This is a genomic window from Enterococcus sp. DIV0213h (genome assembly GCF_051711285.1).
In the GTDB taxonomy this organism is placed as follows: domain Bacteria; phylum Bacillota; class Bacilli; order Lactobacillales; family Enterococcaceae; genus Enterococcus_D; species Enterococcus_D casseliflavus.
Window position 1 is genome coordinate 1,858,881 of sequence record NZ_JBIOMH010000001.1, and the last position, 26,545, is coordinate 1,885,425.

The 26,545-nt window shown below is 42.4% G+C and carries 27 protein-coding genes; 20 read left to right on the forward strand and 7 right to left on the reverse strand.

Features of this window, described 5'->3' with window-relative positions; translation table 11 throughout:
• The first annotated feature begins 136 nt into the window (after positions 1 to 136).
• The 4 genes from IGI77_RS08410 to IGI77_RS08425 all read left to right on the forward strand — a co-directional run bounded on the left by IGI77_RS08410 (position 137) and on the right by IGI77_RS08425 (position 6,199).
• Positions 137 to 1,414, forward strand: a complete 1,278-nt coding sequence (locus tag IGI77_RS08410) for a PTS sugar transporter subunit IIC (protein ID WP_438769852.1) — start codon at positions 137 to 139, stop codon at positions 1,412 to 1,414.
• Between the two features lie 73 nt (positions 1,415 to 1,487).
• A complete protein-coding gene (locus IGI77_RS08415) occupies positions 1,488 to 2,954 on the forward strand; it encodes a glycoside hydrolase family 43 protein (protein WP_270276277.1) in 1,467 nt (488 codons plus the stop codon).
• On the forward strand, positions 2,947 to 5,190 hold the full coding sequence (bglX, locus tag IGI77_RS08420; protein ID WP_268892138.1) for a beta-glucosidase BglX: 2,244 nt from the start codon (positions 2,947 to 2,949) through the stop codon (positions 5,188 to 5,190). The genes IGI77_RS08415 and bglX overlap by 8 nt, the downstream gene beginning before the upstream one ends.
• A gap of 304 nt (positions 5,191 to 5,494) precedes the next feature.
• Positions 5,495 to 6,199: a flavodoxin gene (locus IGI77_RS08425; protein WP_438769853.1), complete on the forward strand. Its 705-nt coding sequence runs from the start codon at positions 5,495 to 5,497 to the stop codon at positions 6,197 to 6,199.
• Between the two features lie 208 nt (positions 6,200 to 6,407).
• On the opposite strand, the gene IGI77_RS08430 is transcribed toward IGI77_RS08425, so the two are convergent.
• Positions 6,408 to 6,596: a hypothetical protein gene (locus tag IGI77_RS08430; protein WP_074535879.1), complete on the reverse strand. Its 189-nt coding sequence runs from the start codon at positions 6,594 to 6,596 to the stop codon at positions 6,408 to 6,410.
• A gap of 289 nt (positions 6,597 to 6,885) precedes the next feature.
• On the opposite strand from IGI77_RS08430, the gene IGI77_RS08435 reads away from it, so the two are divergent.
• From IGI77_RS08435 to IGI77_RS08450, 4 genes are all read left to right on the forward strand, one after another.
• On the forward strand, positions 6,886 to 7,767 hold the full coding sequence (locus IGI77_RS08435; RefSeq protein WP_005226043.1) for a LysR family transcriptional regulator: 882 nt from the start codon (positions 6,886 to 6,888) through the stop codon (positions 7,765 to 7,767).
• 166 nt (positions 7,768 to 7,933) lie between these two features.
• Complete coding sequence (locus IGI77_RS08440; protein WP_438769854.1) at positions 7,934 to 8,500, forward strand: flavodoxin; 567 nt, start codon at positions 7,934 to 7,936, stop codon at positions 8,498 to 8,500.
• Entirely contained in the window at positions 8,469 to 8,813 is a 345-nt protein-coding gene (locus tag IGI77_RS08445; RefSeq protein WP_438769855.1) for a carboxymuconolactone decarboxylase family protein, read from the forward strand. The genes IGI77_RS08440 and IGI77_RS08445 overlap by 32 nt, the downstream gene beginning before the upstream one ends.
• On the forward strand, positions 8,814 to 9,233 hold the full coding sequence (locus tag IGI77_RS08450; protein ID WP_438769856.1) for a cupin domain-containing protein: 420 nt from the start codon (positions 8,814 to 8,816) through the stop codon (positions 9,231 to 9,233). It abuts the gene before it with no gap.
• Between the two features lie 213 nt (positions 9,234 to 9,446).
• Here IGI77_RS08450 and IGI77_RS08455 read toward each other — a convergent pair whose 3' ends face one another.
• The gene (locus tag IGI77_RS08455) at positions 9,447 to 10,301 is read right to left on the reverse strand and encodes a LysR family transcriptional regulator (protein ID WP_438769857.1); all 855 of its coding nucleotides are present in this window, start codon (positions 10,299 to 10,301) and stop codon (positions 9,447 to 9,449) included.
• Between the two features lie 117 nt (positions 10,302 to 10,418).
• Here IGI77_RS08455 and IGI77_RS08460 point away from each other — a divergent pair, with 117 nt between their 5' ends.
• The 8 genes from IGI77_RS08460 (at position 10,419) to IGI77_RS08495 (ending at position 18,775) form a co-directional block, all read left to right on the forward strand.
• Entirely contained in the window at positions 10,419 to 11,333 is a 915-nt protein-coding gene (locus IGI77_RS08460) for an ACP S-malonyltransferase (RefSeq protein ID WP_010748321.1), read from the forward strand.
• A 5-nt stretch (positions 11,334 to 11,338) separates the two neighbouring features.
• Positions 11,339 to 12,985, forward strand: a complete 1,647-nt coding sequence (gene mdcA / locus IGI77_RS08465) for a malonate decarboxylase subunit alpha (RefSeq protein WP_015509676.1) — start codon at positions 11,339 to 11,341, stop codon at positions 12,983 to 12,985.
• A 25-nt stretch (positions 12,986 to 13,010) separates the two neighbouring features.
• On the forward strand, positions 13,011 to 13,310 hold the full coding sequence (locus IGI77_RS08470) for a malonate decarboxylase subunit delta (protein ID WP_005226050.1): 300 nt from the start codon (positions 13,011 to 13,013) through the stop codon (positions 13,308 to 13,310).
• Positions 13,300 to 14,982 carry a biotin-independent malonate decarboxylase subunit beta gene (gene mdcD, locus IGI77_RS08475; RefSeq protein WP_438769859.1) on the forward strand — a complete coding sequence of 561 codons (1,683 nt, stop codon included), beginning with the start codon at positions 13,300 to 13,302 and terminating at the stop codon, positions 14,980 to 14,982. Before IGI77_RS08470 ends, mdcD begins: the two co-directional genes overlap by 11 nt.
• Before the next feature lie 3 nt (positions 14,983 to 14,985).
• A complete protein-coding gene (locus IGI77_RS08480; RefSeq protein ID WP_016620112.1) occupies positions 14,986 to 15,579 on the forward strand; it encodes a malonate decarboxylase holo-ACP synthase in 594 nt (197 codons plus the stop codon).
• Between the two features lie 24 nt (positions 15,580 to 15,603).
• The gene (locus tag IGI77_RS08485) at positions 15,604 to 16,689 is read left to right on the forward strand and encodes an acyltransferase family protein (protein WP_438769860.1); all 1,086 of its coding nucleotides are present in this window, start codon (positions 15,604 to 15,606) and stop codon (positions 16,687 to 16,689) included.
• Between the two features lie 12 nt (positions 16,690 to 16,701).
• Positions 16,702 to 17,559 carry a triphosphoribosyl-dephospho-CoA synthase gene (locus tag IGI77_RS08490; protein ID WP_438769861.1) on the forward strand — a complete coding sequence of 286 codons (858 nt, stop codon included), beginning with the start codon at positions 16,702 to 16,704 and terminating at the stop codon, positions 17,557 to 17,559.
• Between the two features lie 172 nt (positions 17,560 to 17,731).
• A complete protein-coding gene (locus tag IGI77_RS08495; RefSeq protein ID WP_005226055.1) occupies positions 17,732 to 18,775 on the forward strand; it encodes an AI-2E family transporter in 1,044 nt (347 codons plus the stop codon).
• Positions 18,776 to 18,846: 71 nt separating this feature from the next.
• Here IGI77_RS08495 and IGI77_RS08500 read toward each other — a convergent pair whose 3' ends face one another.
• From IGI77_RS08500 to IGI77_RS08515, 4 genes are all read right to left on the reverse strand, one after another.
• Positions 18,847 to 19,323 (reverse strand): GNAT family N-acetyltransferase, encoded by a 477-nt coding sequence (locus IGI77_RS08500; protein WP_167821864.1) that lies wholly within the window; start codon positions 19,321 to 19,323, stop codon positions 18,847 to 18,849.
• 177 nt (positions 19,324 to 19,500) lie between these two features.
• A complete protein-coding gene (locus IGI77_RS08505; protein ID WP_005226057.1) occupies positions 19,501 to 19,725 on the reverse strand; it encodes a hypothetical protein in 225 nt (74 codons plus the stop codon).
• A gap of 157 nt (positions 19,726 to 19,882) precedes the next feature.
• The gene (locus IGI77_RS08510) at positions 19,883 to 20,848 is read right to left on the reverse strand and encodes a Gfo/Idh/MocA family protein (protein WP_438769863.1); all 966 of its coding nucleotides are present in this window, start codon (positions 20,846 to 20,848) and stop codon (positions 19,883 to 19,885) included.
• Positions 20,845 to 21,738 (reverse strand): MurR/RpiR family transcriptional regulator, encoded by an 894-nt coding sequence (locus tag IGI77_RS08515; RefSeq protein WP_128489631.1) that lies wholly within the window; start codon positions 21,736 to 21,738, stop codon positions 20,845 to 20,847. Before IGI77_RS08515 ends, IGI77_RS08510 begins: the two co-directional genes overlap by 4 nt.
• Positions 21,739 to 21,942: 204 nt before the next feature.
• On the opposite strand from IGI77_RS08515, the gene IGI77_RS08520 reads away from it, so the two are divergent.
• The 3 genes from IGI77_RS08520 (at position 21,943) to IGI77_RS08530 (ending at position 24,482) form a co-directional block, all read left to right on the forward strand.
• The gene (locus IGI77_RS08520) at positions 21,943 to 22,968 is read left to right on the forward strand and encodes a Gfo/Idh/MocA family oxidoreductase (protein WP_438769865.1); all 1,026 of its coding nucleotides are present in this window, start codon (positions 21,943 to 21,945) and stop codon (positions 22,966 to 22,968) included.
• A gap of 114 nt (positions 22,969 to 23,082) precedes the next feature.
• Positions 23,083 to 23,481, forward strand: coding sequence for a heme-binding protein (locus tag IGI77_RS08525; RefSeq protein WP_080542651.1), 399 nt, complete (start codon positions 23,083 to 23,085; stop codon positions 23,479 to 23,481).
• A gap of 23 nt (positions 23,482 to 23,504) precedes the next feature.
• Positions 23,505 to 24,482: a Gfo/Idh/MocA family protein gene (locus IGI77_RS08530; protein ID WP_438769866.1), complete on the forward strand. Its 978-nt coding sequence runs from the start codon at positions 23,505 to 23,507 to the stop codon at positions 24,480 to 24,482.
• A 62-nt stretch (positions 24,483 to 24,544) separates the two neighbouring features.
• On the opposite strand, the gene IGI77_RS08535 is transcribed toward IGI77_RS08530, so the two are convergent.
• Positions 24,545 to 24,733: a hypothetical protein gene (locus IGI77_RS08535; protein ID WP_005226063.1), complete on the reverse strand. Its 189-nt coding sequence runs from the start codon at positions 24,731 to 24,733 to the stop codon at positions 24,545 to 24,547.
• A gap of 183 nt (positions 24,734 to 24,916) precedes the next feature.
• On the opposite strand from IGI77_RS08535, the gene IGI77_RS08540 reads away from it, so the two are divergent.
• Positions 24,917 to 26,242 carry a dihydrolipoyl dehydrogenase family protein gene (locus tag IGI77_RS08540; protein WP_438769867.1) on the forward strand — a complete coding sequence of 442 codons (1,326 nt, stop codon included), beginning with the start codon at positions 24,917 to 24,919 and terminating at the stop codon, positions 26,240 to 26,242.
• Positions 26,243 to 26,545: the final 303 nt, after the last annotated feature.

Sequence of the window (26,545 nt, forward strand, 5' to 3'; positions counted from 1 at the left end):
AGTAGTCAAATCTGTGTTTTTGTTAAAAAGAAAGCGTTTATTGATATTCGCGTCAGTAGAATAATTTGTTATATTGAAAACAAGTTGAAATTGAAGGCGCTATCAAATCAACAATAAATGATTGGAAGGAAATATTATGAAAGAAAAAATCACAGGTTATTTCGATAAATTAAGTCCTTTTTTTGACAAATTAGGCAACAATGCTTATTTAAAATCGATCTCCGGTGCGATGATGGGGACACTAGGTCCTATTTTGATCGGCTCGATCGCTGTTTTACTTCTAGTATTACCTAATAGTCTTCCAGCACTTTCATTTTTAGCTGGTTTCGCAAATGTTTTTAGCAAACTAAATCAAATAACTATTGGCTCGATGGCTGTTTATGTCGTGGTATTAATGGCTTATCATTTAGTGAAAAATCTACGTCCGTCAGAAGATGGTATTTCCGCTGCTATTATCGCATTGCTTAGTTTCTTTATCATTACCCCTCTAGGTACAACGACGGACGAAGTCAGCGCGATTCCAGCTACTTGGCTAAGTGCACAAGGAGTATTTTCCGCAATAATCGTTGGTTTGGTAAGTGGAAGAGTATATATTTGGCTGAAAGACAAAGGTTGGACGATCAAAATGCCAGCAGGTGTACCTCCTATGGTAACAAAAGTATTTGAATCAATTTTGCCTACGGTTCTTATCAGTGTACTCTTCATTGTATTAAATTCACTCTTTGAAGCAACCAGCTTCGGCAACATGCATCAGTTTGTTTACAGTATCATACAAGAACCGCTTCAAGGGATCGGAGGATCAATCAGTGCAGTCATTCTGATCTCACTGATTCAACAGGTTTTATGGTTTTTCGGTATTCATGGAACAAATGTCGTTATGCCGATCGTTCAAGCACTGTGGATGGCAATGGACGTCGAGAACTTAAACGCTGTTGCGGCAGGCCAAACACCGCCAAACATTACTGGCTATGCATTCTTTATGATCATAACTTGGAGCGGTATGGGCTTAGGATTAGCATTATTAATGCTGCGAGCGAAAAGCAAGCAGTATCGAGAAACAGGGAAAGTCGCAATTGTTCCAGCTCTTTTCGGAATCACTGAACCATTGATTTTTGGTACGCCTTTGGTATTAAACTTTAAATTAGCGGTACCATTCATTACCAATAATAGCATTGCTTTAATTTTAGCTTATGTTTTAACACGTTTTGGATTTGTCGCTCGTTTTACTGGTGTTACTGCCATTTTCGGTTTACCAATTGGGTTCCATGCAGCTGTTCAAGGGAAACTATCGATTATCATTCTACAGTTGTTCATTCAACTGATTTTGTCACCGATATTATGGTATCCGTGGTTTAAAAAGCTGGATAAAGAAACCTATCAATTGGAACAAGCCGCATTGAAGGAGAAAGTGTAAACTCGATGAAGAAAGCGGCTAGTGTCGCTTTCTTCTTTTTACATGTGGCACTAAAAGAGAAAAGAGGAGCACAATGAAGTATACCAATCCGATTATCAAAGGATTTCATCCTGATCCGAGTATCTGTTTCGATGGGAAATCCTACTATATAGTCTGTTCAAGTTTTGAATTTTTTCCTTGTCTGCCGATTTTTGAAAGCCAGGATCTGCTCAATTGGCATTTTAAGCAGTATGCGATTGATTGTCCGGATCATATCAATCTGAAAGAAATCAGCAACTCGATGGGACTTTTTGCCCCAACGATCCGCTTCTTTGAGGAAACATATTTTCTAGTATGTACAAATGTCACCCAAGGGAATTTCATCTGCCATACGAAAAACCTTGACCATGGTTGGTCTGATCCAATCTGGATCGATTGTCCTTTTGGGATCGATCCCTCACTTTCATTTATTGATGGCCGATTTTTCTTCCAACTTGCTGCATCAATGAAAGGGAAAAACAGCATTCTACAATTTGAAATCGATCCTTACAGCGGGAAAATGCTGACAGATCCGGTAGAAATCAGCCAAGGTTGCGGTGGACGCGACGCAGAAGCACCGCATCTATTCAAGAAAGACGAATGGTACTATCTTGTATTGGCAGAAGGTGGCACAAGAGAAGGCCATATGGTAACGATTCAAAGAAGCAAATCAATCAATGGTCCGTATGAAGGAGCTAATACGAATCCTATCCTCTCTAATAGAGATATCAAATCGAGGCTTCAAGCCGTAGGACACGCAGATTTCTTTCAAGACAAAAAAGGTTCTTGGTGGCTGACAGCTCTTGCGACTAGGCCCAACCGTCATTTCACCCTGCTTGGTCGTGAAACGATTTTATTACCTGTAGAGTGGATAGATGGTTGGCCAGTTGTCAATCAGACAGGGAATGCATCGGTTGAAGTTGAAACAGATCGTTTTTCAAAAAGCGTTAAGCAGCGGAATGAACTAGTACCTTTTCTCTGCAAGAAGTTGCAGAGTGTACGTTTGCCAATTGATTATACGTATGATACTGATTTGATCATTGATAACTTACCGACTCGTTTAGGAACTTCTAAGGACGAGCCCATTGCCTTTTTGTCCTTATGTCAAGCTGATACTACCTGCTGCTTTGAAACCACTTTGATGGTCGACGAATGTCAGGAGGGGACTTTTGGTATAGCAATCTACAAGGATGACTTGCATTTTTGCCAATTTGGATTGCGAAAAACAAAACACCAAACAGAACTTTTTGGCAGGAAAAACATCTTTGATTTACTTCTGTATCGATCCAATAATTTAAAAGATAGAGAGCGGTTGACTCTGAAATTGTCTGGAGACAGCAACAGCTACCACCTGCTGATTTTAGATGAAACGAATACAGTAGTGTTCAAAGATCAAATCGCTGTACGTCATTTTACAAATGAATGTTCTGACTCAAAATTTACCGGTGTCCAGTTAGGAGTCTTTGCAGAAGCAGCTACAGGAAAGACTCGATTCATCACACCAGAACTAAGATATCAATAGAAAAAACTATGCGAGGAGTAATAATATGAAAAATCAAACACTGGTACAATTAGTCAACCAACTGACCTTAGACGAAAAAATCGGCCAATTGGTGCAGTTATCTGGAGAATTCTTTCACGGAAGCGATTTGTCTTTGGGTCCTCAGCAAAAACTTGGCATCGAACAACAAACCATCGATGTTGTCGGTTCGGTATTGAACGTCACAGGTGCCCAAGTAACTCGAAAGATTCAAACAGACTACTTAAGAAAAAGTCGACACAAAATCCCACTATTGTTCATGGCAGATATCATCTATGGATACCGAACAGTCTTTCCGATCCCTCTGGGATTGGGAGCAACCTGGAATCCAGCATTGATTCAAAGCGCCTATCAAGCCGCAGCACAAGAAGCAAGAGCGGCTGGCGCACACGTAACATATGCACCAATGGTCGACTTAGTACGCGATGCTCGATGGGGGCGATGCTTGGAGTCGACAGGAGAGGATCCGCTGCTAAATGCTGATTTTGCGAAAGCAATGGTAGAAGGCATTCAGCAAGAAAAAGGGGGAACACTGCTCGGAATCGCTGCCTGTGTTAAACATTTTGCTGCTTATGGTGCAGCAGAAGGGGGACGAGATTATAATACAGTTGATATGAGCGAACGCAAACTGCGTCAAGACTACTTAAGCGGCTATAAAGCGGCTGTCGAGGCTGGATGCAAACTAGTCATGACTTCTTTTAACACGTATGATGGTATTCCCGCTACTGCTAATCAATTTTTGATCAAACAAATTTTAAGAGAAGAATGGCAGTTTGATGGAGTCGTTATTTCGGATTATGCAGCTGTTCAAGAATTAATTCCTCATGGGATTGCTGCGGATGATCGAGAAGCGGCCAAATTAGCGATCGAAGCAACAAATGACATCGATATGAAAACCCGATGTTATGCGAAAGAGCTTCGTCCGCTGCTGGAAAGTGGTGCGATCGATCAGCGGTTGATCGATGACGCTGTGTATCATGTCTTAAAACTTAAAAAGGATTTAGGGCTGTTTGAAGATCCCTTCCGTGGCAGTTCAGAAGAAGTAGAAGCTCAAATACTCTTATCCGAAGAGAACCGGAAACTTGCACGAAAAGTTGCCTCCGAAGCGATCGTTTTATTGCAGAATAAGCAAGAGGTACTTCCTCTTACTCCAAAAAAAGAGAAAATATTACTCGTTGGTCCATATGGTGACAACCAAGCAATGATTGGTTTATGGGCAGTACACGGAAAAACAGAGGATGTCACAACATTAAAAACGGCGCTCCAAAATACAGTGTCGGAAAAATATGTTCATTACGAACCAGGTTGTCCGCTTTTAGAAGATGATTCTATACTTGGAGACTTTGGCTATACTGCCAGCGGCAATTCCTCATCAGCTGCACAGCAAGATCTTTGGCTGAAAGAAGCGTTGAAAGCTGGCACTGAGGCAGACATTATTCTTTTTGCTATGGGGGAACACAGTTTGCAAAGTGGGGAAGCTGGCAGTCGAACGGACCTTCATTTACCAGCTGTTCAAAGAGCTTTTATTAAAAAAATGACCGCTCTTGGTAAAAAAAATATCTTGATCAATTTCAGTGGTCGCCCACTGGTGTTAAAAGAAGAAACAAAACAAATGGATGCAATATTACAGGCATGGTTTCCCGGTACAGAAGGAGCACAAGCAATCGTTGACATACTTTTTGGGAAGGTCAATCCTTCTGGTCGTTTAAGTATGAGCTTCCCAGAAGATGTAGGGCAGCTGCCACTTTACTACAATCACTTCAATACTGGAAGACCATTGAACAGCAAGACACATACAGGACGTTTCGTTTCGAAGTATCTGGATTGCTCAAACGAGCCGCTCTTTCCATTTGGTTATGGGTTGAGTTTTGGGGAAGCATCATACCATTCGTTAAAATTGAGTGATTCAACCATGAATGAAACGTTGGAAGCTGAAATTACGATCCGCAACAATTCTGCTTACTCAAGATTGGAGACAGTCCAGCTTTATATCAGAGATCACGTTGGATCGGTAGTTAGGCCAGTGAAAGAATTAAAAAAATATAAAAAAATTCCGTTGTCTCCATACGAAGAAATAACCGTTTTGTTCACGATAACTAAAGAAGATCTTTTTTACTATCAAAAAGATCTGACTTTTGGCGTCGAACCTGGATTGTTTACTTTGTTTATTGGGAAAAATTCTGCAGAAGGTGAAGCAGCGACTTTCGAACTTCTATAAATATATGGTCATTTTCTGACACGAAACGCTTTCTGATCCTTTAACTACTTCTAACATTTCAAACAAGGTACTGTTTTCATTAGGTATAACCTTGTAAAAATATAGATCACGAGGAAAAATGAAAGATAAGACAGGGGAGAGCCGTAAAGCTACGCTTAATGTTTTAAGGCTTCTTATAATGTGCTGATTCTGTGAGAGAAAGGGAAAGGAAACCCTAAAAATCTTTTTTTGCCTTGCCTTAAAGTCCACTTCAAGAATTATACTGGAACTACCATTTTTGATGGTAAAAGAAAGGAGCAATTCAATGAACAAATGGACAAAAGGACTTTTTCTGACAATGCTTTTTCTAGCAGGATGCAGCAGTGATTCAATGAATGACGAGCCAGACATTGGTACAACAGAAACAAGTACTAGTGACACCATTACGCAACAAATGAGAGAAACAGGGATTGATGGGGATGCCGATATTTTGATCGCCTACTTCACAAGACCAGAAAATTTAGAGCATGAACCAGCAGTCGAAGCAGTTTCTGGAAGTAGTTTTAATGTAATCGATGACACCTTAGTAGGAGATGTCCAGGTGATAGCAGAAATGATTGCTGAACAGACCGGCGGTGCGTTGTTCTCGATTCAAACAGAAGTAGGTTACCCTAACGTTTACGATGAACATACAGCTTTTGCGACTAGAGAGGTGGAAGAAGATGCCCGACCAACGTTGAAGGCTGACGTTGCCGAAATGACTGAAGTGGATGTTCTCTTTATCGGCTTTCCCGTTTGGTGGAACCGTGCCCCAAGAGCCGTTTTAACATTTCTTGAAACCTATGATCTTACGGATAAACAAATCATTCCTTTTGCAACCCATGGGGGAAGTGGACTGACCAATAGTCAAAACGAACTTCAAACGTTGTATCCAGCGTATGACTTTCTGGAAGGCTTTGCAGCAAGAGCGGGAAGTGTTGAAGACGCTGAACCGAATCTGTTGAATTGGCTCGATGAACTAGGATATTAGTAAAATTCAAGTTTAGTAGCCGTTTCTCAATTGGCTACATGTTCATGATGTACCACAAATCGAAATAATCATAATATAATTATGGTAAACTAGTGCGGTTGATTTATGAATCATTTGGGATGAGTTGATGGATTAGAAGCAAGAGCTTCTTCTTCCCGAGAATAGTCAGTTTTTCCGATTTATTCGTTCTAGGTTTACTACAATTCTGTTATTTCGGATAAGAAAGGTAGATCATGACCAAAGAGACGATGAAAAGAATCACACCAATAACCGACAATGGCAATACAGGACCATTCCACGGACGTTTGTTCAGCAACGCACGCACTCTAAAGATGAATCCTGCAAGTCCGAGTAAAGCGATCGCTACACAAAATAAAAGAATTGATAGATTTAACATTGTATTCCTCCAAATCATTGTATGAGGACTCATACCAAGATACTCATACATCCTACGCCAAAAGCCGTAAAAAGCAAGCAGCTGACAAAACTGTTCGTTTAAGCGAACAGTTTTTACATGTTGTTGACGAATCTTTTTACAATTCTGCAATTTCCTACGCTTTTTTAGCTAGATTCGCTGGAACAGTGATTCTTTGTTATCATAAGACTTGAAAAGGAGACTGGAGAGGGAGGTTCTCTTTTGTTTCGAACACCTGGAATGCAAAAGAAAAAAATGAGGAGGAGATTTTGTGGAAATTCGGTTATTAAAATATTTCTACACGATTGCGGAGGAAGGGACGATTTCTCAAGCTGCAGAAGTGCTCCACATCACACAACCGACATTGAGTCGACAATTAAAAGAATTAGAAGACGAGTTAGGGACGGCACTATTCACTCGTGATAATCGTAAAATGGTTTTAACGGAAGCGGGGCGTTTTTTTAAAAGCCGTGCGGAAGAGATTTTGAGTTTGACAGACCAGACAATGCAAGCGTTTGAAGATCGTAAAAAACATTTATTTAGCGGTCACTTCACGATTGGTTGTGTGGAAGCAGATAATTCCGATACGCTTTCCTTGATGTTGGAAGAATTTATCAATGATTATCCGGATGTTCGCTTTCATATTCATAGTGGTACCGGAGATGATATCAGCGATCGTCTAGAGAAAGGCTTGTTGGATCTAGCGATCTTGATCGAACCGATTGAAATCGAGAAGTATGAAAAAATCGTTCTTCCACGAAAAGAAACATGGGGCTTTTTGACTTCGGCTGATTCTTTTCTTGCGCATAAAGAAGAAATTACACCCGAAGACATCAAAGGTGTGCCTTTATTGATCTCCAAGCGTCCAGAAGTACAGCAAATGTTCAGCCAATGGTCGAAGACACCAGTGGAAGAGTTGCCGATCGTGGGTACCTACAATTTAATATTCAATGTCTTTTCCTTAGTAGAAAACCATGTTGGTTCAGCACTGACTGTTAGTGGCGCTGTTGGTCAGCGAAGGAATGAGGCAATCAAGTTTCTGCCTTTAGTACCACAAATCGAGACCAGCTGTGTATTGGTTTGGAAAAAGAATCGTGTACTGTCTCCAGTCGTTATCGAGTTTATTCGACGATTTCGCGATTCCTTTCAATAATCTCAGTGTAAACATCAAAAGAAGCGGTGATATCCGCTTCTTTTTTGTATATCGAAACCAGCTATGCTTTGTAAGCATAAGGTCTTGTGTGAAAAAGCATTAGCCAATCCAACTCGATTGGCTTACCATTAAATCTATCAGGAAACAAAGAGTAGGAGGTGACACAATGGCGGCAATACTTGTTTGTTCACGAGCTGGTGAAAATCTGATTGAGGGACAGCTCAAAAAACTGGGCATAGGAAATACGCAGATTCTAGCAGAGAAGCTGTCAGAGCAGCTGCAATGCCCCCTTTATACTCTTGACCCTGTGGAACCTTATCCTGAAAGTTATCGGGCGATGGTCGAACATGCAAAAAAAGAAAAAGCTGCTAATGATTTTCCCCGCTATCAAACAGTACCGTCTGCGTTTTTTAAAGAACGGATACTATTTGTTGGATTTCCCAACTGGTGGGGGACCTATCCGATGATCGTGGCGAGTTTTTTAAAAGACCATCATTTCGATGGGAAGATTATTTTTCCCTTTTGTACTCATGAAGGCTCAGGATTCGGCAATAGCCTAGAAGACTTTAAAAAAACTTGTCCTGAAGCCCTCATTTATCCTGGACTAGCCATCCGTGGGTCACGAGTGAATAAGGCGGATACTGCCATTCAAAATTGGGTGAGCCAGCATTTTATCACAATAGAAGAAGGAGTCGATCGATATGGTAAAGAAACAAACTTCAGGAAGAGATAACCTAGGGACATTTGCGCCGAAATTTGCGCAATTAAATGATGATGTGTTATTTGGTGAAGTTTGGTCACGTGAGGAAGAATTGGCTCCTCATACAAGAAGTTTATTAACGATATCTGCCTTGATTTCGGGTGGCAATTTTGAACAATTGACTGCCCATCTGACGATTGGCAAGGAAAACGGGATCACTGTAGAGGAAATTGCAGAAGTAATCACTCATCTGGCTTTCTATGTTGGCTGGCCCAAAGCTTGGTCTGCTTTTAACATCGCCAAAACGGTTTATCAAGAAGAGCTAGCTGAATTGGAGGAAAAATAAATGTCAGAACTCGATGCAGCAAAAGAAGCTGGAATCTTTTCATTAGGGAACACAAATGACGCCTATGCACAATATTTTAGCGGTCAGAGTTACTTGAATCCTTTAGTAGCTGATCCAGCGATTCCAGTCAACGTTGGCAATGTGACCTTTGAACCAGGTTGCCGCAACAATTGGCATCGGCATATCGATGGTGGGTATCAATTGTTGATGGTGACTTCAGGAGAAGGCTGGTACCAAGAAGCAGGCAAGAAACCGCAAAAACTTACTGTTGGTGATGTCGTAGTCATCAAGGAAGGGGTCAAACATTGGCATGGTGCAGCAAAAAATAGTTGGTTTGCCCATGTAGCGATTACTGCTGGTGCTTCAGAATGGTTAGAAGCAGTCAGTGATGAAGAATACGATCAATTGCTCGATGCATAAGCGATGATAAGGCAGCCGTACTGGAAGGCGTGTAACAAATCTTATGGGGTCTCACCTGACTGGGGCAGCCAATAGTGTAGCGAGTCAAAAGAGATCGGAGTGATCAATGTGAATGAATGTACGGTCGAGCCGATGATTCAACCTTTATAAATAGGAGAGAAAAAAGAAGCGTCCACTTGCACAGCTAACGTGCGAATGGACGCTTCTTTTTGTTTAGCCAAGATAAAATTCAATCAACGTTTTTGCAATTAGTTTTGTCATGGGATGACCTTTAGTAAAGCTTGATGCTAAATAGATCGTCCTTGATAAGGGGAAATCTGCTAGTTCACGTAAAACGAAAGGTGCCTCATCTTCATAGCCCCAAGTAATTTTAGGAAAAAACGTGATTCCTAGTCCTTGATTGACAAGGGAGCGCAACGTCGCCGGATCGTCCGTCGTTGAACCGATAGCCAAACTGATTTTTTTTGCTTCAAAAGCTTCGTCGATGGTTCTACGCAGCGGGCTGTTTTCAACCAGCATCAGCAAAGGCACGTGTTGGATATCGGCAACTTGCAAGTCTTTTTTTTCTGCCAAGGGATGCTTTTTGGGGATCGCCAGTAAGATGGGTTCCGTGAATATTGGCAGATTGGTCAAGCCGTTCTTTGGCTCAGAGGTAATGTAGAAGGCTTGTTCTTTGTTGGTCTCCTTACTGCCGTGCTGCTTGATCGAAAGTTGGATCTCAGGGTGCTTTTCAACGAATGTCGCCACCAAGTTGGGCAAGGAAACAGAAGCGACTTCAGAGTAGATCGTCACTGCAGGGACCATTTCTCCATTTAAGGCTTGGATCGCACTCATTCCTTCGTCGAAACGTGCTAACGTCTCAACGACATAGGGATAAAATTCTTCAGCATACATCGTCAACTCGATATGCCGACCGGCATGATAGAACAAAGGAACGCCTAGTTCACTTTCTAGGTGTTTCATGGCACGGCTCAAGGCAGGTTGTGAGATGTATAATTCTTGTGCAGATTGGGTAATATTTTTCGATTCGGCTACTTTTTTAAAGTAGCGTAAATGATCAAGGTTCATCAGATACTCCTCTTTCCATACCTTATGGTTATGGATATTCACGAAACTGGTATTTTTTATTATAACAAACTTCCGTTATTATGACACAGGAAAGAGAAATTGTTTAGGAGGTGTTTCATGAGTACAGGTTTCTTATACCCAGGACAAGGCAGTCAGACCAGCAAGATGCTTGAGGACGTGCCTGCCAGTTATTTCCATCGGCTAGAACAGGCGACAGGCTTTGATTTACACCCTGTATCGGGGGATCTCAAACAAGATACCGTCTCTATTCAGTTGGCCCTTTTAGTAAAAGCGGCTTTTTACACGGACCAGATGAAAGCATCTGGTGTGCAACCTCAGCTTGTGGCGGGGCATTCGATTGGCGCTTTTTCCGCTGCGTTAGCTTGTGAAAGCTTGAGTTTCGAAAATGCCGCTAGCTTGGTCTATCATCGGGCGACATTGATGAAAGAAGCCTATCCGACTGATTATGCCATGGGGGTACTGGTTGGTGTAACGAGAAGTGAAGCAGAAGCGCTCGTGGCAAAAACATTTGATCCTGCTGCTCCCGTCTATTTATCAAATGAAAATTGCCCCATGCAGCATACGATCTCTGGTCATATCAAAGGCTTGCGCAAGACGCTAGCTCAAGCGAAAGATTATCATGCGCAAACCGCCAAACTTTTAGCAGTGCCTGTCCCGTCCCATTGTGTGTTGATGGCAGAACCCGTGAAACGGTTTGCGCCATTTATGAACACGGTATTCCTTGATGTGCCTATCTGTCCCTACCTCAAAAATACGGATGGTCGGATGACCATGAACCCTGAAGAGATCCGTCGAGATTTGCTGCAAAATATTGCTTATCCGGTGCAGTGGAACAAGATCATGGATGTTGCCTACGAAGCAGGACTTGATTTGGCTCTTGAATTTCCTCCTGGCAATACCCTAACAAAACTGATCCAAGCAAAATTTGGTGAAAACAAAGCGATCCGTGTGATCAATTTGGATCAACATGGCTTGGATGATGCTTTATTCCTATATCAAAAATGGAGATGAATAGAATGGAAAAACCTGCAAGAAACTGGGCAAGTAAACGTGAAAAGAAGGCCCAAACCATGAAAAAAATCGAGCATCTTCTCGATGGAAAATATGTCCCAACGGAAGCGATCATTGAAGTCTTAGAACAGTTGATCCGTCCGGGAGACAAAGTGGTCCTTGAAGGCGACAATCAAAAACAAGCAAGCTTCCTATCAAAAAGCTTAGAACAAGTCGATGCTCAAAAAGTCAATAATTTGCATATGATCATGTCGAGTATCTCCCGTCCAGAACATTTGACGATATTTGAAAAAGGCATTGCAGCGAAAATCGATTTTTCTTATGCAGGCGCACAAAGTACGCGCGTTGCCCAAATGATTGAAGACAAAACTATGAAATTAGGGGACATTCATACGTATTTGGAATTATATGGTCGCTTATTTATCGACTTGATTCCGAATGTGGTCCTTGTGGCGGCGGACAAAGCCGATCGCCAAGGAAATCTTTATACAGGTTACAATACGGAAGAAACGCCAACGATCGTCGAAGCAGCAGCCTTTAAAGATGGGATTGTGATCGTCCAAGTTAATGAAGTGGTCGATCGTTTGCCGCGGGTCGACATTCCCAGCGATTGGATCGATGTCGTCGTGGTAGCAGACCAACCGTATCAATTAGAAGCCCTCTTTACGAGAGATCCGCAAAACATTACGGAATTACAAATTTTGATGGCGATGATGGCATTAAAAGGAATCTATGCAGAACATGAAGTACAATCGTTGAATCATGGGATCGGTTTTAATACCGCTGCGATCGAGTTACTTTTACCAACCTATGGAGAAACGCTTGGAATCAAAGGGAAAGTAGCGAAAAACTGGGTCTTGAATCCTCATCCAACGATGATTCCAGCTATCGAATCTGGTTGGGTCGAAAGCATCCACAGTTTTGGTGGGGAAGTTGGTATGGAAAAATATATTGCCGCTCGACCCGATGTATTCTTTGTCGGAAAAGACGGCACGATGCGCAGCAATCGAGCATTATCACAAACTGCAGGTCAATATGCCATCGATATGTTTATCGGTTCGACCTTACAACTAGATTATCAAGGAAATTCTTCTACAGTGACGAAAGGCCGCTTATCTGGGTTTGGTGGTGCACCAAATATGGGGCATAATCCGGGGGGCCGTCGGCATTCGACTCCAGCTTGGCAATCCTTGCGGGATGAAACAGATCCTTTAGCAAAAGGACAAAAATTAGTCGTTCAAATGGTTGAAACATATGGGTCCAATAAAAAACCTGTTTTTGTAGAAACGTTAGATGCGTTGGCTGTCCAAAAGCAAGCTGGTTTAGCCAATGCCCCAATTATGATCTATAGCGAAGATACGACGCATATCGTGACAGAAGAAGGCATCGCTTATCTTTATAAAGCAAATTCAAAAGAGGAAAAACAAGCAGCCATCGCAGCCATCGGTGGTGTAACCCCACTAGGAATGACCAGCACAAAAGCTTCTCTGGATGCCCTTCGCAAAGCGGGGATCGTGAAATTACCAGAAGACTTAGGGATCAAACGCAGTGATGCCAAACGATCATTGCTAGCAGCTCAAACCGTTGATGATTTGATCGAATGGTCCGATGGGTTGTACGAACCGCCAATGAAATTCAGAACGTGGTCTTAATAAGAGCAAGAGGAGAGAAGAAGAGATGGAAAAATTAGCTTATACGTATCAAACAACGAAACCAGTCACCAAAAAAGTCCATGTTGGCGTGGTGGGTTCTGGTGACTTGGAAATTCTGCTTTTTCCAACAGACAAACAAGAAACCACCGTTTCAGTTTGTACAGGAAGTGACGGCTTTGGCGATGTGTGGCAAAATGTCTTGACGCGTTTTTTTGAGCGCTATCCAATCAGTGCGCAAATAGTGATCAACGACTTTGGCGCCACTCCCGGTGTGGTTTACCTACGATTAACCCAAGCAATGGAGGAACTAGCAGATGAAGAATAGTTTTGTAGAATTAAATGCTCGAGAACGGGTGCACGCCTTATTGGATGCCAAGAGCGGTCGTGAATTGATCGATCCATTCGACCAAATGATCGCCCCCAATCTGGTGGCTCAAGACATCGTGCCACAAAGCGATGATGGGATCGTTGTGTGTCGTGGAACGATTTCTGGAGAAAACGTGGTCGTGATCGCTATGGAAGGGAAATTCCAAGGTGGCGGTATCGGTGAAGTTTCTGGTGCTAAAATCATCGCTGCATTGACGCATGTGTTGGAAGAAAACCAAAAGGGCAATCCGATCACACCGATCATCATCCTCGATACTGGTGGCGTACGCCTCCAAGAAGCCAATTACGGCTTATTGTCGATCGCAGAAATCGGCAATTTGATCGTTGCAATAAAATCGTATGTGCCAGTGATTGGCTTAGTGCCAGGTCGGGTGGGTTCTTTTGGCGGTATGTCCATTACCTCAGCACTTATGAGCTACTTGATAGCGACGAAGAAAGCCCGTATCGGTTTGAACGGTCCTGAAGTCATCGAACAAGAAGCTGGCGTGAGAGAATTTGATTCCAGTGATAAAGATTTGATTTGGAATACCATTGGCGCCAAACAACGTTTGGAAGCACAAATGATCGATGAACTAGTGACTGACAGTGTCGAATCGATCCAAGAAGCTGTGATTGCGGCGATGGTTGAAAAGAAAGACAGTCATCACAGCGAAAAAAGTGGTTTTTATCTTTCTCTTTTAAACGAACTTGATCTATCAAAGCCGCTGACTATCGAGGCATACAATAAGGCTCTTGCAACGCATAAAGCAACTGAAGTGGCACCTATTACTGTAACAGAAGGCCAAGAAGCTGCTGCTGACAGTATCGGTTATCATTGGTTTTCAGCATTGACGAATCTGCAGTTCCCAACCTCAACTAGTGCAACAGTCTATGCAGCTGCATCTGACCTTTTTACTGAAGAAGTCGTTGTTACAGCGATCGTGCCAAACGCAAATAATCCGATGTATCGGGTACGCAATGGAGAAGTTGGTTTAGTCGAAGGGTACGAGATGGGCCATCTGTTAGAAACTGTTTATCACGAAGACAAAGATAAAGCAATCAAACGGCCAATCGTTGCGGTCATCGATGTCCCTAGCCAAGCGTATGGCTACAATGAAGAATTGATTGGTATTCATGCAGCTTTAGCAAATAGTGCGGCAGCTTATGCCAAACTACGCCAAGCGGGTCATCCAGTGATCGGTTTTATCGCTGGTAATGCGATCTCTGGGGCTTTCTTAGCGCATGGCTTGCAATCAAGTCGTCTGATCGCATTAAATAGTGAAAAGATCACTGTTCAAGCAATGTCAAAAGAAAGTGCAAGTCGAGTCACCAAACGGTCGATTGCAGCGATTGAAGCCGCGGCGGAAAAAGTACCAAGTATTGCTTATGATATCAAAAATTATACGAAACTTGGGGCAATCTTCACTTTCTTATCCTCCATTACGGATCAGTCTGTCACCTCTGAAAGCAAAGCGACTGTAATTGAAGCGATCAATGAGGCGATTGATGATGTGCGTAAAACGAATGACACGATGTTGACCAGTCGCTACACCAATCCGATCGCTAAAAAGAGCGGCCGGCTGGAAACGAATAACGTATTTGAAAAAATGAATGCAGAATGGAATGAGTAACGAATGAACCGTGCCCACGATATCGTTCAATTAGATAAAGAAGTTCTTGATATGATTGATATTCCCAAATGGTTTTCTGAAAAAGAACAGCTTTTTGCGACCGTCCGTCGTGGGAAACCCCGTAACCCCAGCTATTTACCAGTGGGGTTGCGCGGGGAAAAGCGGCAAGAACGGTTTGCCTTTGAGGCACCCTGCAACATGATCAAACGAACGATCCATCCTTGGGAATTGATCACTCGTGAGAGCTTTCGATTCAATGAAGTAGCCAATTATCCAGTTTACCGCAGCTATCAACAAGCACGGCTTTTATTGAAGCACTATTCTTGGGGAATCGGTGGCAGCTTGGGTTTTGAATTGGCTGCAAAACAGGCAGCAATCAAGCCGACCAGTGATTTAGATCTGTTGCTTTATGCCGACACGAAAGAAAAGCTGCCACTGGAACTATTGGAAAAGCAGGCAGCCTTTTTTCAACAGATCGATGTTCAAGTTATCACAAAACAAGGCGGGTTTGCCTTAAAGGAGTATTTGGAACATCCATCAAAAAAAATCTTAGTAAAAACAGACGAAGGGCCAAAACTCACCACTGAGATTTGGTAATTATTAGAAAAGTGAGCGAAAAACATGTTTGAGAACAACGATTTAAAAATCAACATCAGTGATTTCCAAAAAGTATTTGCCGTGACAGCAGTAATGATGCAAACGATTTTGACTTTTGCCTTATCCAATACCCAAGATGAAAAGACTGCAGCATTCATCGGTACCTTTTATGTCTTGGTGAAATTTACCGCACCCCTGTTTATTTTTGCTATTGTTTATAACATGGTTAAGACTAGTCAACATCTGTCTTATCTAGAATTTTTGAAAGAAAAGTTTTTTGAACTTGTCGTGCCATATGTGCTTTGGACGACGGCTTATTTATGGCTGTTTCCCGCTGTCCAACAAGGAAAACCTTATACTGACACAGCAACGTTTTTACTGAAATATGTGACGGGGGATGCGGCGCCACACTTATGGTATACGATCATGATGCTGCAGATCCAATTGTTGATGCCGTTTTTTGTCTGGTTAGGCTACAAAGTGTTGACGAAGAAAAAAGCTGTTTGGCCAGTATTGATCGTCACAACTGCTTTGTATGTCGTTTGGTATGTATTTTATGATCGCCAAGTTTTTGAAGGACCGCATCATGAAAGCTGGTATTTATTGGATCGGTTTGTCTTTAGCTTTGTGATCTACGGGATCTATGGCGAAGCCGCTTTGATTTATCACGAAACCGTTTATCGCTTCCTATACAAGATTCGCTACGCTTTCTTGCCAGTGGGCTTAGCATTAGGGCTATTATCTGCCAATCATCTGCTACATTATGCAGGTGATCTAAGTTTCGCTCATGCACCGTATTTAAATACATTGCAAAGCTTATATAGCTTAGTATTGATTTTTGCAGTCTTTATGTTTGGATCAACTATGATCAAAAACAATGCCCCTCAGTTAGGGACATTTAAGTGGCTGTCTACTTATGCGTATCGGACCTATCTTGCCAATGTTTTTGTCTTTCAAGTCTTGTTGCTATGCTTCAAAGATTTGTTGCTGCAACTGCCAATGGGCATCATGATCATCGTCGCTTATTTGGCAACTGCCAGCTGTGGTTTTTTAACAAGCTATGTTTTGCATGTTTTATGGGTAACGATCAAAGGTCAAATCAAAAACTAGAGGAGGAGTTGGATGTTTGCATTAGCTGTAGAAGAAAATTGTCGACGACTCGCCCAATTGGTAGAAGAAGCCTTGATTGCAGAAGTGACATTGTCCCCAAAACCTGGGTTAGTGGATGCCATTGATTCAGGTGCCCATCACGATATGGATCAAGCACTCTTTCTGCGATCAGCTCGAGCATTGACGCCATACTTTGAAGAAATGGCCTTGGTGTCTTGGGGAAGCAGCATGTCTCAAGAGTTGCGGGAAGCAATCGCTGCCATCGGTCGGAAGGCAGAACAGGCGATGTTGGCAGCCACTGGTGGCATCAACACTCATAAAGGAGCCATCTGGGCATTAGGCTTGCTCATCAGCGCCGTCAGTAGCCAACTTAGTCGCAAACAGCGGATTTTTTTACCAGAAGTCTTTTCTGATATCCAATTTCTCACTGCATTTCCTGATCGTGCGCTGATTCAACAAACAGAAAGTCATGGCAAAACTGTTCAAGCCAAATATGGACATCTCGGTGCGTATGGGGAAGCTGCTGCTGGGTTCCCACATGTTCAAATCGCTCTAGCGGATTACTTTTCTCGGGATTGTTCCAATGAGACCAAAAAAAGGCTCCACATGCTGTTGGCAATCATCGCTACGCTGGACGATACGTGTATTTTATACCGCAGCAATCAAGAGGTACTGGCACTGGTTCAGCAACTCGCACAAAAAGCCAATCAGCAAGCGTTGCCGAACCCAGCATTTCATGCACTAGCAGCCTTCTGCCAGTCAGAAAATGTGTCTCCAGGCGGCAGTGCTGATCTGTTGGCTGCCAGCTTCTTTTTATTGTCCATCAACTCGGTTTTACCCGTAAACGAAGGAAAGACCGTTTACCAATAACTCTTTTCCTTAGAAGAAAGGCAACGATTCTTCTAAGGATTTTTTGTTTCATTTTTTCGCTCGATTAAGAAAAATAAAATCTCTTGCTATTTGCATAGTTTAATGATTAGATAATTCTTAGGCACTACTGAAATGCTTCGTTGCTCCATTGCAACGAATAAAGGAGTTACAGATGAAATACTATAATGCTTTTCTTCAAAATCTTGTGTTGCGGCGCTGGACGGTCCTGTTTATGCTTGCGGGCATTCTTTTTTTGTTTCGCAGTCTGATGACCATTCTTTTGCTGACCTTTATCTTTACGTATCTGATTTATCGGCTGGTTCTTTTGCTCCATCGAAAAAGCCATCTGCCCATCAAGCTTACGAGCATCCTGACCTACAGCTTGATTGTTTTTATTCTTTATTTAGTAGCAACAAATTATGTACCCATCATCATCAAACAATCCGTCCAATTAGTCAATTCCGTTGCTGATTTCTACCAACGGACAGACTCCAATAATGAATTGATCGAATATGTCTTGAATTTATTGCAGACCAGCGAATACATCCAGAAATTACAAAGCGGCGTTCTAGTCGTGATCAATTATCTGTATAATTTCGGTGAGTTGGCGTTGACTGTGCTGATCTCCTTTCTGCTTAGCTTCTTCTTTATGATCGATAACAAAAAGACCGTTGCGTTTTCTCGGCTGTTTTTGCAAGGGCGAGGGGCGTGGTTCTTTGAAGATGTTTACTATTTAGGAGCTAAGTTTACGCGGGCTTTCGGAAATGTGATCGAGACGCAGTTGGTGATCGCCTTAGTCAATACAGCGATCACTGTTTTCGCCTTAGCGGTGATGGGCTTTCCGCAGCTGTTGAGTTTGGCGTTGATGATTTTCTTTCTCAGCTTGATTCCTGTTGCTGGTGTGATCATCTCGTGTATTCCATTGACGTTTATTGCCTATTCTATCGGCGGATTTAATGACGTGATCTACATTCTATTGATCATAGTGTTTGTTCATGCGTTGGAATCCTATATCTTAAATCCGCGCTTGATGGCTAATAAAACAGAGATCCCGATGTTTTACACGTTTATTCTCCTGTATCTTAGCGAACATCTCTTTGGCTTGTGGGGCTTGATCATCGGGATCCCATTGTTCACTTTCTTTTTAGATTTAATGAATGTGAAAGAGATTCCGCGATTGCGTAAAAAATCCGATGACACCTTGCAGGACCAATAAAAATGATTGCTGTAAAGGATGGCAATTGATAGAAAAAACCATCTCTGCCGATGAAAGGCGAGATGGCTTTTTTATTTCGCAGCAATTTTTTTCGTAAAGGAGACAAAGCAGATTGCTGAAGAGGGGCTTTGAAACATCCCTGTTGCTGAATACCCTAACGAGTGATAAAAGTGAACCAGCTTAGGTTCTTGCAGGATCGTATTCAAACGTAACGTATCTGTTTGAACGAGCCTTTCAATCAAGGTCATTGCTTGTCTACCAATCCCGCGGTTCTCGTAGGAGGGAAGAAGGGCGATGGAAGATAGCTTCGTCGTATGTTCCTGCTCAACCGTCAGTTTTATAAAGCCCACGGTTTTCTGAGCGGTCATGATTAAATAATAAGTGGTATTCGACGCAGAAAACTTTGCGTTTAGCTTCTCGAAACTTTGTAAATAGGGAGAAGTTTCTTTGTCTTGATAACGGAGAAAGAGGGATTTGAAGGCCGCTTTTTGTATCAAGTAGATTGAAAGCAGATCGGAAAGCTTCGCTTCTTTAAGCTGAATGAGCATGCACACCTCCATAAAAAATCAGACATCATTTATTGAAAGACATTGATTCGGCTTAGCAGATCCTGATGGAAAAGCCATCGATTAGCAGTCTTTCATTGGCTCGTTTCTGTTTTGATCCTTCCCTCAACCACAGGTTCACAAACGAAGAGATCCGCTGGGGTTCGTGCCGTCGTTGTTTTATTGAAAAAGATCATTTATCGATGTCACTAAGTCGTCATAGGTTTGACCGGTAGCGATTGCATAAACGGAAAGCAAAAAGACGAGTGCTGCTGCCAACACGTAAAAAATACGGAGGCGATAGCCGTCACCTGTCCGACGATTTTTTACAAAAGTAAAAACCGTCACAGCTAGATAAGCGAAGGTCAATAAACAAATAAGATACGTTATAATTTCTGGAGTCATAAGCGTTTTCCTTTCTTTTTTTATTTGTATAAAAATATACTCAATAAATATAATATAACCATTTCAATAGCGTCAAAGAAAGCGCTCAATTTTTGACAAAAAACTGACCGAGTGGTAGCCACTGGTCAGTTCTATTCAAAAACGATGGGGCATGATCTTAATTGTCTTTTTTTTCCGCATCTAGCAAGCTTCTTAGTTCATCTGCTAAAGCGATACAGGCAATACTATCTGTTAAGGACATCAGGGGATTTTCGAGTTGTCCTTGTGCAAGCGCGGTGTGAACTGCTTGAATCTCTGAATGGAAATCATCGATCTCGTACCCAATATCATAGACCGTGTCTTCTTGGTCAATCGTCACGGTAAAAGAAGCGGGGCGATGGAAGTTGGGGATCGTGATTTTCCCTTTTGTTCCTTGTAATTCCGCCACCGTCTCTTTTGTTTGGTCAAATCCAGTCTCAATCACTGCAACAAAGTCTTCACTGACAAAGCGTGCTTCAACGTAGGTATCAACCCCAGTTTCATACAGGCTGTAATCGATCAATTCGGCAGTTAAATTTTCTGGTGAAAAATCTTGGATAAAGGCTAAGTTATAGATCCCCATATCCAGTAAAGCACCCCCTTGTTTTGGCAGATAATGGTAAGAACTGCCTTCGACTGGTAAATGGCGGCGAAAAGTAGTCGTGACACTTGTTAATTCACCGATATGACCACCATCCACAAGTGCTTTTAGTTTGCGATACGCTGGGGTGAAGCGTGGCTTCATAGCTTCCATAAAGAAGACTTCGTGTGCTTGAGCTTGTTTTTGTACATCGCGCATTTCTTGTGCAGTCAAGGTTGCTGGTTTTTCACATAAAACAGCTTTTTTCGCTTGAAAGGCTTTGATGATCCATTCATAGTGATACAAATGTGGCAAAGCAATATAAACGACATCGATAGTTGGATCATCTAATAGGTTTTGGTAGTCATCAAAGACGACGTCACACGGAAATTTTGCTTGAAACGCTTGCGCTTTTTCCATCGTACGACAAGCAACCCCATAAAGCTGGGCGTCTTGAAAATTTTCTAAACTTGCAGCAAAGCGATTGGCGATATTTCCGGCACCAATAATTCCCCAATTGATCATTTCATTTCCCTCTTTTCTTCAGTTGACGGGTATTCTGAGAGAATCCCTGATTCCAAAACAGTTTGTTTTTTTCTTAACTCGACAATATTTTTTTGGTATTCTTTGGCATACAGCAATGCAAACAGTGAATCTAAAATATACTCAAAGGCGACCTGTGAAGAAAAGGTGCCGACTTTGAGAAAATCACGTTCATCATGAGAAGCGATGATCGCATGGGTCGCTAATGGGATGATTTTCGCATGGGCGTTTCCAGAAATCACGATCACTGGTACCCCGACATCACGAAAGTGCTGCATGATTTTTTCGTATTGCGTATTTTTCCCACGGTAGGTAATAAACACGGCACAATCATTTTGCGTGACGTTCGATGCATTCCACGCATCATCCCCATATTCATCAGCTAGGATCAGATACTTATTGATTTTGACCAACTTATTTTGAAAACTTCTTGCCCGGATCTGAGAATCGCCGCGAGCAAATAAGAAAATCCGTTGCGCAGCTTCCAACGATTGCACCACTGCTTCCATCGTTTCTGGGGCAACCTGAGCGTGGGTTTTGTGAATCGAGTTGATCGTTAGATCGGCCATTTTTTTCAAAATGTCAGGTGTTTGATCCTTAGGCGAAAAGGGAAAATTCGCGTCAACAAAGGTTGGGTTGAACATCTGATTATGGGCAATTTCAGCCAGACCTAAGCGAAAACTTTTAAATCCTTCATACCCCATCTTTTTGGCTAGACGAATGACGGAAGAGTGGGATGTGTATGTATGCTTAGCGATGACTTCAATCGTCAACGAAGGCACATCATTGATATTTTGCAAAATATAATCGGCAATCCGTTTCTCCGTATTGGTCAATCCTTCTTGAAGCCGTAATTTATCTCCTAATAACATCAAACCACCTCTTTCTAATCATAGCCTAGGACAAAGAAAACCAAAAGCAAAAACTGTACCTTTTTGGCAATTTGGTAAAAATGTTCAGAACCACTGAGCAGTTTGCGAAAAAGTCTGGTCAAAAGAACCTGTTTTTGGCAAAAGACTTCTCATTTCGAAGGATATCAGCAATAATCAAGCTATCAATTCATAGGAGGCGTCATAATGTTAACTATCGCATATCTCGGAAACGGAAAAAGCACCAATCGCTACCATCTGCCTTTTTCAACCAAGCTGCAGGATAAGATCAAAGTAAAGACGATCTATTCACCAAGCGGCAAGCTGACCTGGCCAACACTAGAAGGCGTTCATTACACCTCTGACTTAGAGGATATCTACCGTGATCCTGAAATTCAATTAGTTGTGGTCACGACCCCCAGTCATTTGCATTATGAATTAGGCAAGGATGTCTTGCTTCATGGGAAAAATGTCTTGATCGAAAAACCTTTTACGGAAACTTCGGCACAAGCAAAGGAATTGTTCGCACTGGCGCAGGAGAAAGGCTTGTTTGTGCAATGCTATCAAAATCGCCGCTTTGATTCCGATTTTTTGACTACGCAAAAAGTGATCGAAAGCGGCGTGCTCGGAGATCTCTTAGAAGTAGAGCTGCATTATGATTATTTTCGTCCAGAGATTCCACGGTCAGTGACCGAATTTTCATTGAATACTAGCTACTTGTACGGACACGCTTGTCATACACTGGACCAAGTGATCTCCTATTTTGGACAACCAGACGATGTCCATTATGAGGTTCGGCAATTGCTTGGAAAAAATCGCATGAATGATTACTTCGATTTGGATCTGTTTTATGGTCGAATGAAAGTCTCAGTCAAATCTAGTTACTTCCGATTAAAAGAGCGGCCTAGTTTTGTCGTTTATGGCGAAAACGGCGTTTTTGTAAAACAAACCAAGGATCGACAAGAAGAGCATCTAAAACAGTTTTATCTCCCAGATCATGCCGATTTTGGGATCGATTTGCCAGAGCACTATGGCACACTAACTTATATGGATGCTAACGGGAACTACCATGAAGAAAAAGTCATCTCTGAAATTGGTGATTATAGCCGTGTGTATGAGGGCGTCTATGAAACGATCATCCATGGCAAAGAGAAAATCGTGAAAGACGAAGAAACGATTTTACAAATCGAAATGCTAGAAACAGGCATCAATCAAGTGATCACTGAGTCATAAGGCAGAGTGATTATGGGGCTTTTGACAAACAAAGCGCCTGAAGGCATCAACTGACTCAACGTAAAGGAGTAGATCCGAATCGAACCTTCAGAAATCCTGCAAGAAGAACAGCAGCTGCAGTTTGCTCATTTTGACAATGACCTCGCATTGCGGTTGGTTATTGCCATCGATCAGTACGTTAAAAGGAACTACCCGAAGCCGGTAGGGATCAAAGTTGTTCATCAGGGCTTGCCGATCATTCGATTTTTAATGGCAGGGCGAAAAGAGAGCCCTTGGCTTGAAAGAAAAGAACGAACGGTACTAGAAAGCGGGCATAGTTCACTATACGTCTATGCGCAAAAAGATAGAGATATACAATTTGCTAAATGGGCACAAGACGAACATTATGCAATTTGTGGTGGTGGTTTTCCAATTATCGAAGACAGGAAAGTCACTGGTGCTATCTGTGTGTCAGGTTTGGCCCATTTAGAGGATCATAAAGTGATCACCGAAGTATTGAAACAAATGATTTAAGAAGATAGAAAAGGGGAAGCAAGATGAACTTAGCGATTTTAGGGGCAGGCATGATCGTCCATGATTTTTTAACGGTGGCAGGGGATGTCCCACAACTTGAACTGTCCGCTATTTTTGGGACAGAAAATGATTTAGAAAAAATGAATCACTTAAAACAGCAATACACGATTCAAACCGTCTACACAGAGTTAGGGGCATGTTTGGCGGATCCATCCGTTGACACCGTGTATGTCGCACTGCCCAATCATTTGCATTATTCCTTTGCCAAAGAAGCAATCCTCGCTGGCAAACACGTCATTTGTGAAAAGCCATTTACGTTGCAGACACGAGAATTAGTAGAATTAGCAGAATTGGCTGCTGCCCACAAGGTGCTTTTGATCGAAGCCATCACAAATCAGTACTTAGCCAACTATCAAGGAATAAAAGCGCAGCTTGAAACATTGGGAGAGCTGAAATTGATTGAATGCAACTATTCGCAGTATTCTTCTCGTTATGATTTATTCAAAGAGGGAACCGTTTTACCTGCATTTAACCCGAAAATGGGTGGTGGGGCATTGATGGATATCAATATCTATAATATTCATTTTGTCGTCGGGCTTTTAGGAAAACCAAAAAGTGTCCGCTATTTTGCTAATGTCGAACAGGGGATCGATACTTCTGGCATGCTGTTTTTAGACTATGAACAAACAAAAGTCGTTTGTATCGGCGCCAAAGATTCGACAGCGACGATTCGTTCAACGATCCAAGGGACGAAAGGATCGATCATCGTCAATGGGCCGACGAATATGCTTGCCAGTTATGACGTTGAACCGGTTCATGGGGCAAAAAGCCATCAGGATCGCAGCGTTCACGGACATCGTATGTTTGAAGAATTTGTCCGCTTTGCACAAGCCATTCACGAAAATGATCAGGCCTTTGTCAAGGAACGCCTTGCCCATAGCAAGCTGGTGATGGAAGTCGTGGAAAAAGCATTGGCAGATGCCCAGATCGTATTAGGATAATCGCATCAATGAGGAAAGACACCAGCTTCTTAGAAAAGTTGCTGGTGTCTTTGTCTGTTGTCTTATTTTTTCTTCTTTAAACTCAATAAGGTTAGTGGGATACCCAAGGTGAGGTAGCCGACAATCGTCATCAAACAGACCACCAGCCAAAAGTTATCTACTGCTAGAAATGCAATCAGGCCATATGCCACCAGAATCGAGAGAAAATAAAAAAGAAAGAGCTGAAAAAAACGTTTAAAACTCACAGTCATTCATTCTCCTTTGTCGTTAAACTGACAAGAAAAGTATACCACATCAAATGCAACTTCAAGGGCTGAATGTGATCTTTCGCAGGAGCCGCTAAAGGCGAATTGTTTTGTCGACTGGCCGTGATTCGCTATACTTGAAGGGAAGAGAAAGCGCAGGAATATTTTTTTAGGAGAAGGAGGAGACAGATGAAAAAGGTGGATGTACTGATTATCGGAGCGGGTCCAGCTGGAACGGCTGCTGCCTATGGGTTAAAAGCCAAAGGTAAGACAGTGGCGATCGTTGAAGCCGATTTATGGGGTGGCACTTGCCCCAATCGCGGGTGCGATCCAAAAAAACTACTGATGCGAGGCGTAGAAGTCAAAACAGAGGCGAAACGTATGCAAGGCAATGGTGTTCAAGGGCAGGTAGCCATTGATTGGCCGGCACTGATGGCGTTTAAGCGCTCGTATACCGATCGGGTGCCAGAGTCAACCAAACAAGGGTTACTAGCAGAAGGGATCACTACTTACTACGGACAAGTCGCTTTTCGTGATGCCCATACGGTCGTCGTGGACGCAGAAGAGATTCAAGCAGAAAAAATAATTATTGCGACAGGACAGCGTCCAGCCGTACTGCCCATCGTCGGCAAGGAGCATTTACAAAGCAGTACTGATTTTCTTTCCTTTGAAAAGATGCCAGCAACGATTGCTTTCATAGGTGCTGGGTATATTACCTTCGAATTGGCGATGATCGCTCAAGCAGCAGGTGCTGAAGTTCATGTGATCCATCATAATGACCAGCCGCTAAAAGGATTTGATGCTGAATTGACCGCAGAAATGGTTCGTTCAATGCAGGACCAAGGCGTTTCGTTCCACTTTAATCAGAACACGCAGCGAATCACGAAAGAACAAAACCACTATACGATCCAGACACAAGCATTGTCTCTCACCGTAGAAGCAGTGATTGGTGCCACGGGACGCAGACCCAATAGCGACCAGCTGCAATTGGAAAAGGCAGGGGTAGAAACGTCAAAACAAGGGATCGTAGTTAATGAGTTTTTGCAGACTAGTCAAAGACACATCTATGCAATCGGGGATGTGCTAGCGAAAAAGCAGCCCAAACTGACGCCTGTTGCCAGCTTTGAAGCCGCCTATCTTGTCGAGCATATAGATGATCAGAAAACACCCATCCGCTATCCGCTGATCCCTACGCTGGTTTTTGGTGCGGAAAAACTGGCAAGAGTCGGGATCAGTGAGCAAGAGATTGCCGATCATGCCTCAGAATATCATAGCGAGGTGATGGATCTTTCTTCTTGGTATACCTATCGACGAATCAATGATCAAGATGCAAAAATCAAATTGGTTTATAACACATCTGATACCATCGTTGCGGTCACGATCGTTTCTGCATTGGCCGATGAGTTGATCAACCACTTCGTTTTTGTGTTGGAGAATCAGCTATCGAAAGAAGCGCTGGCCCAAATGATTTTTGCCTACCCAACACCTGCTAGCGATTTGTCCTATTTTCTATAAATAATCAAACAAGCCTGCGCTAGTTTCCGCTAGCACAGGCTCTAAATTATTATGTCCGTATTGACTATAGTCCGTGAACCTTAAATGAACCTTAAAGTTAGGCTGGGTTTCATTTAAGCAATGTCTTTGTTTTCTAGTAACCCTAGGTTTAGGCTTTTTTTGACAGCCGGCGGACAGCAGCAATCAGTAAGATCGCCGACAAGAAGAGCCCGACCAAATAGATGATGAAAATAGAATCTGGCTCATAGTGCCGATAATTGAATATTTTTACCATAAAAAAGAGAAATGGGATCGCTGCAATAA

Bases quoted from the DNA above. Each gene is read 5' to 3' on its own strand.
- IGI77_RS08530 (WP_438769866.1), top strand. From the start codon at position 23,505: ATGAACTTAGCGATTTTAGGGGCAGGCATGATCGTCCATGATTTTTTA.
- IGI77_RS08430 (WP_074535879.1), bottom strand. From the start codon at position 6,596: ATGTTAAATCTATCAATTCTTTTATTTTGTGTAGCGATCGCTTTACTC.
- mdcA (WP_015509676.1), top strand. From the start codon at position 11,339: ATGGAAAAACCTGCAAGAAACTGGGCAAGTAAACGTGAAAAGAAGGCC.
- IGI77_RS08515 (WP_128489631.1), bottom strand. From the start codon at position 21,738: ATGTTATTAGGAGATAAATTACGGCTTCAAGAAGGATTGACCAATACG.
- IGI77_RS08510 (WP_438769863.1), bottom strand. From the start codon at position 20,848: ATGATCAATTGGGGAATTATTGGTGCCGGAAATATCGCCAATCGCTTT.
- IGI77_RS08485 (WP_438769860.1), top strand. From the start codon at position 15,604: ATGTTTGAGAACAACGATTTAAAAATCAACATCAGTGATTTCCAAAAA.
- IGI77_RS08415 (WP_270276277.1), top strand. From the start codon at position 1,488: ATGAAGTATACCAATCCGATTATCAAAGGATTTCATCCTGATCCGAGT.
- IGI77_RS08460 (WP_010748321.1), top strand. From the start codon at position 10,419: ATGAGTACAGGTTTCTTATACCCAGGACAAGGCAGTCAGACCAGCAAG.
- mdcD (WP_438769859.1), top strand. From the start codon at position 13,300: ATGAAGAATAGTTTTGTAGAATTAAATGCTCGAGAACGGGTGCACGCC.
- IGI77_RS08470 (WP_005226050.1), top strand. From the start codon at position 13,011: ATGGAAAAATTAGCTTATACGTATCAAACAACGAAACCAGTCACCAAA.
- IGI77_RS08445 (WP_438769855.1), top strand. From the start codon at position 8,469: ATGGTAAAGAAACAAACTTCAGGAAGAGATAACCTAGGGACATTTGCG.
- IGI77_RS08480 (WP_016620112.1), top strand. From the start codon at position 14,986: ATGAACCGTGCCCACGATATCGTTCAATTAGATAAAGAAGTTCTTGAT.
- IGI77_RS08490 (WP_438769861.1), top strand. From the start codon at position 16,702: ATGTTTGCATTAGCTGTAGAAGAAAATTGTCGACGACTCGCCCAATTG.
- IGI77_RS08520 (WP_438769865.1), top strand. From the start codon at position 21,943: ATGTTAACTATCGCATATCTCGGAAACGGAAAAAGCACCAATCGCTAC.
- IGI77_RS08425 (WP_438769853.1), top strand. From the start codon at position 5,495: ATGAACAAATGGACAAAAGGACTTTTTCTGACAATGCTTTTTCTAGCA.
- IGI77_RS08505 (WP_005226057.1), bottom strand. From the start codon at position 19,725: ATGACTCCAGAAATTATAACGTATCTTATTTGTTTATTGACCTTCGCT.
- IGI77_RS08500 (WP_167821864.1), bottom strand. From the start codon at position 19,323: ATGCTCATTCAGCTTAAAGAAGCGAAGCTTTCCGATCTGCTTTCAATC.
- IGI77_RS08410 (WP_438769852.1), top strand. From the start codon at position 137: ATGAAAGAAAAAATCACAGGTTATTTCGATAAATTAAGTCCTTTTTTT.
- IGI77_RS08440 (WP_438769854.1), top strand. From the start codon at position 7,934: ATGGCGGCAATACTTGTTTGTTCACGAGCTGGTGAAAATCTGATTGAG.
- IGI77_RS08455 (WP_438769857.1), bottom strand. From the start codon at position 10,301: ATGAACCTTGATCATTTACGCTACTTTAAAAAAGTAGCCGAATCGAAA.
- IGI77_RS08450 (WP_438769856.1), top strand. From the start codon at position 8,814: ATGTCAGAACTCGATGCAGCAAAAGAAGCTGGAATCTTTTCATTAGGG.
- IGI77_RS08535 (WP_005226063.1), bottom strand. From the start codon at position 24,733: ATGACTGTGAGTTTTAAACGTTTTTTTCAGCTCTTTCTTTTTTATTTT.
- IGI77_RS08540 (WP_438769867.1), top strand. From the start codon at position 24,917: ATGAAAAAGGTGGATGTACTGATTATCGGAGCGGGTCCAGCTGGAACG.
- IGI77_RS08495 (WP_005226055.1), top strand. From the start codon at position 17,732: ATGAAATACTATAATGCTTTTCTTCAAAATCTTGTGTTGCGGCGCTGG.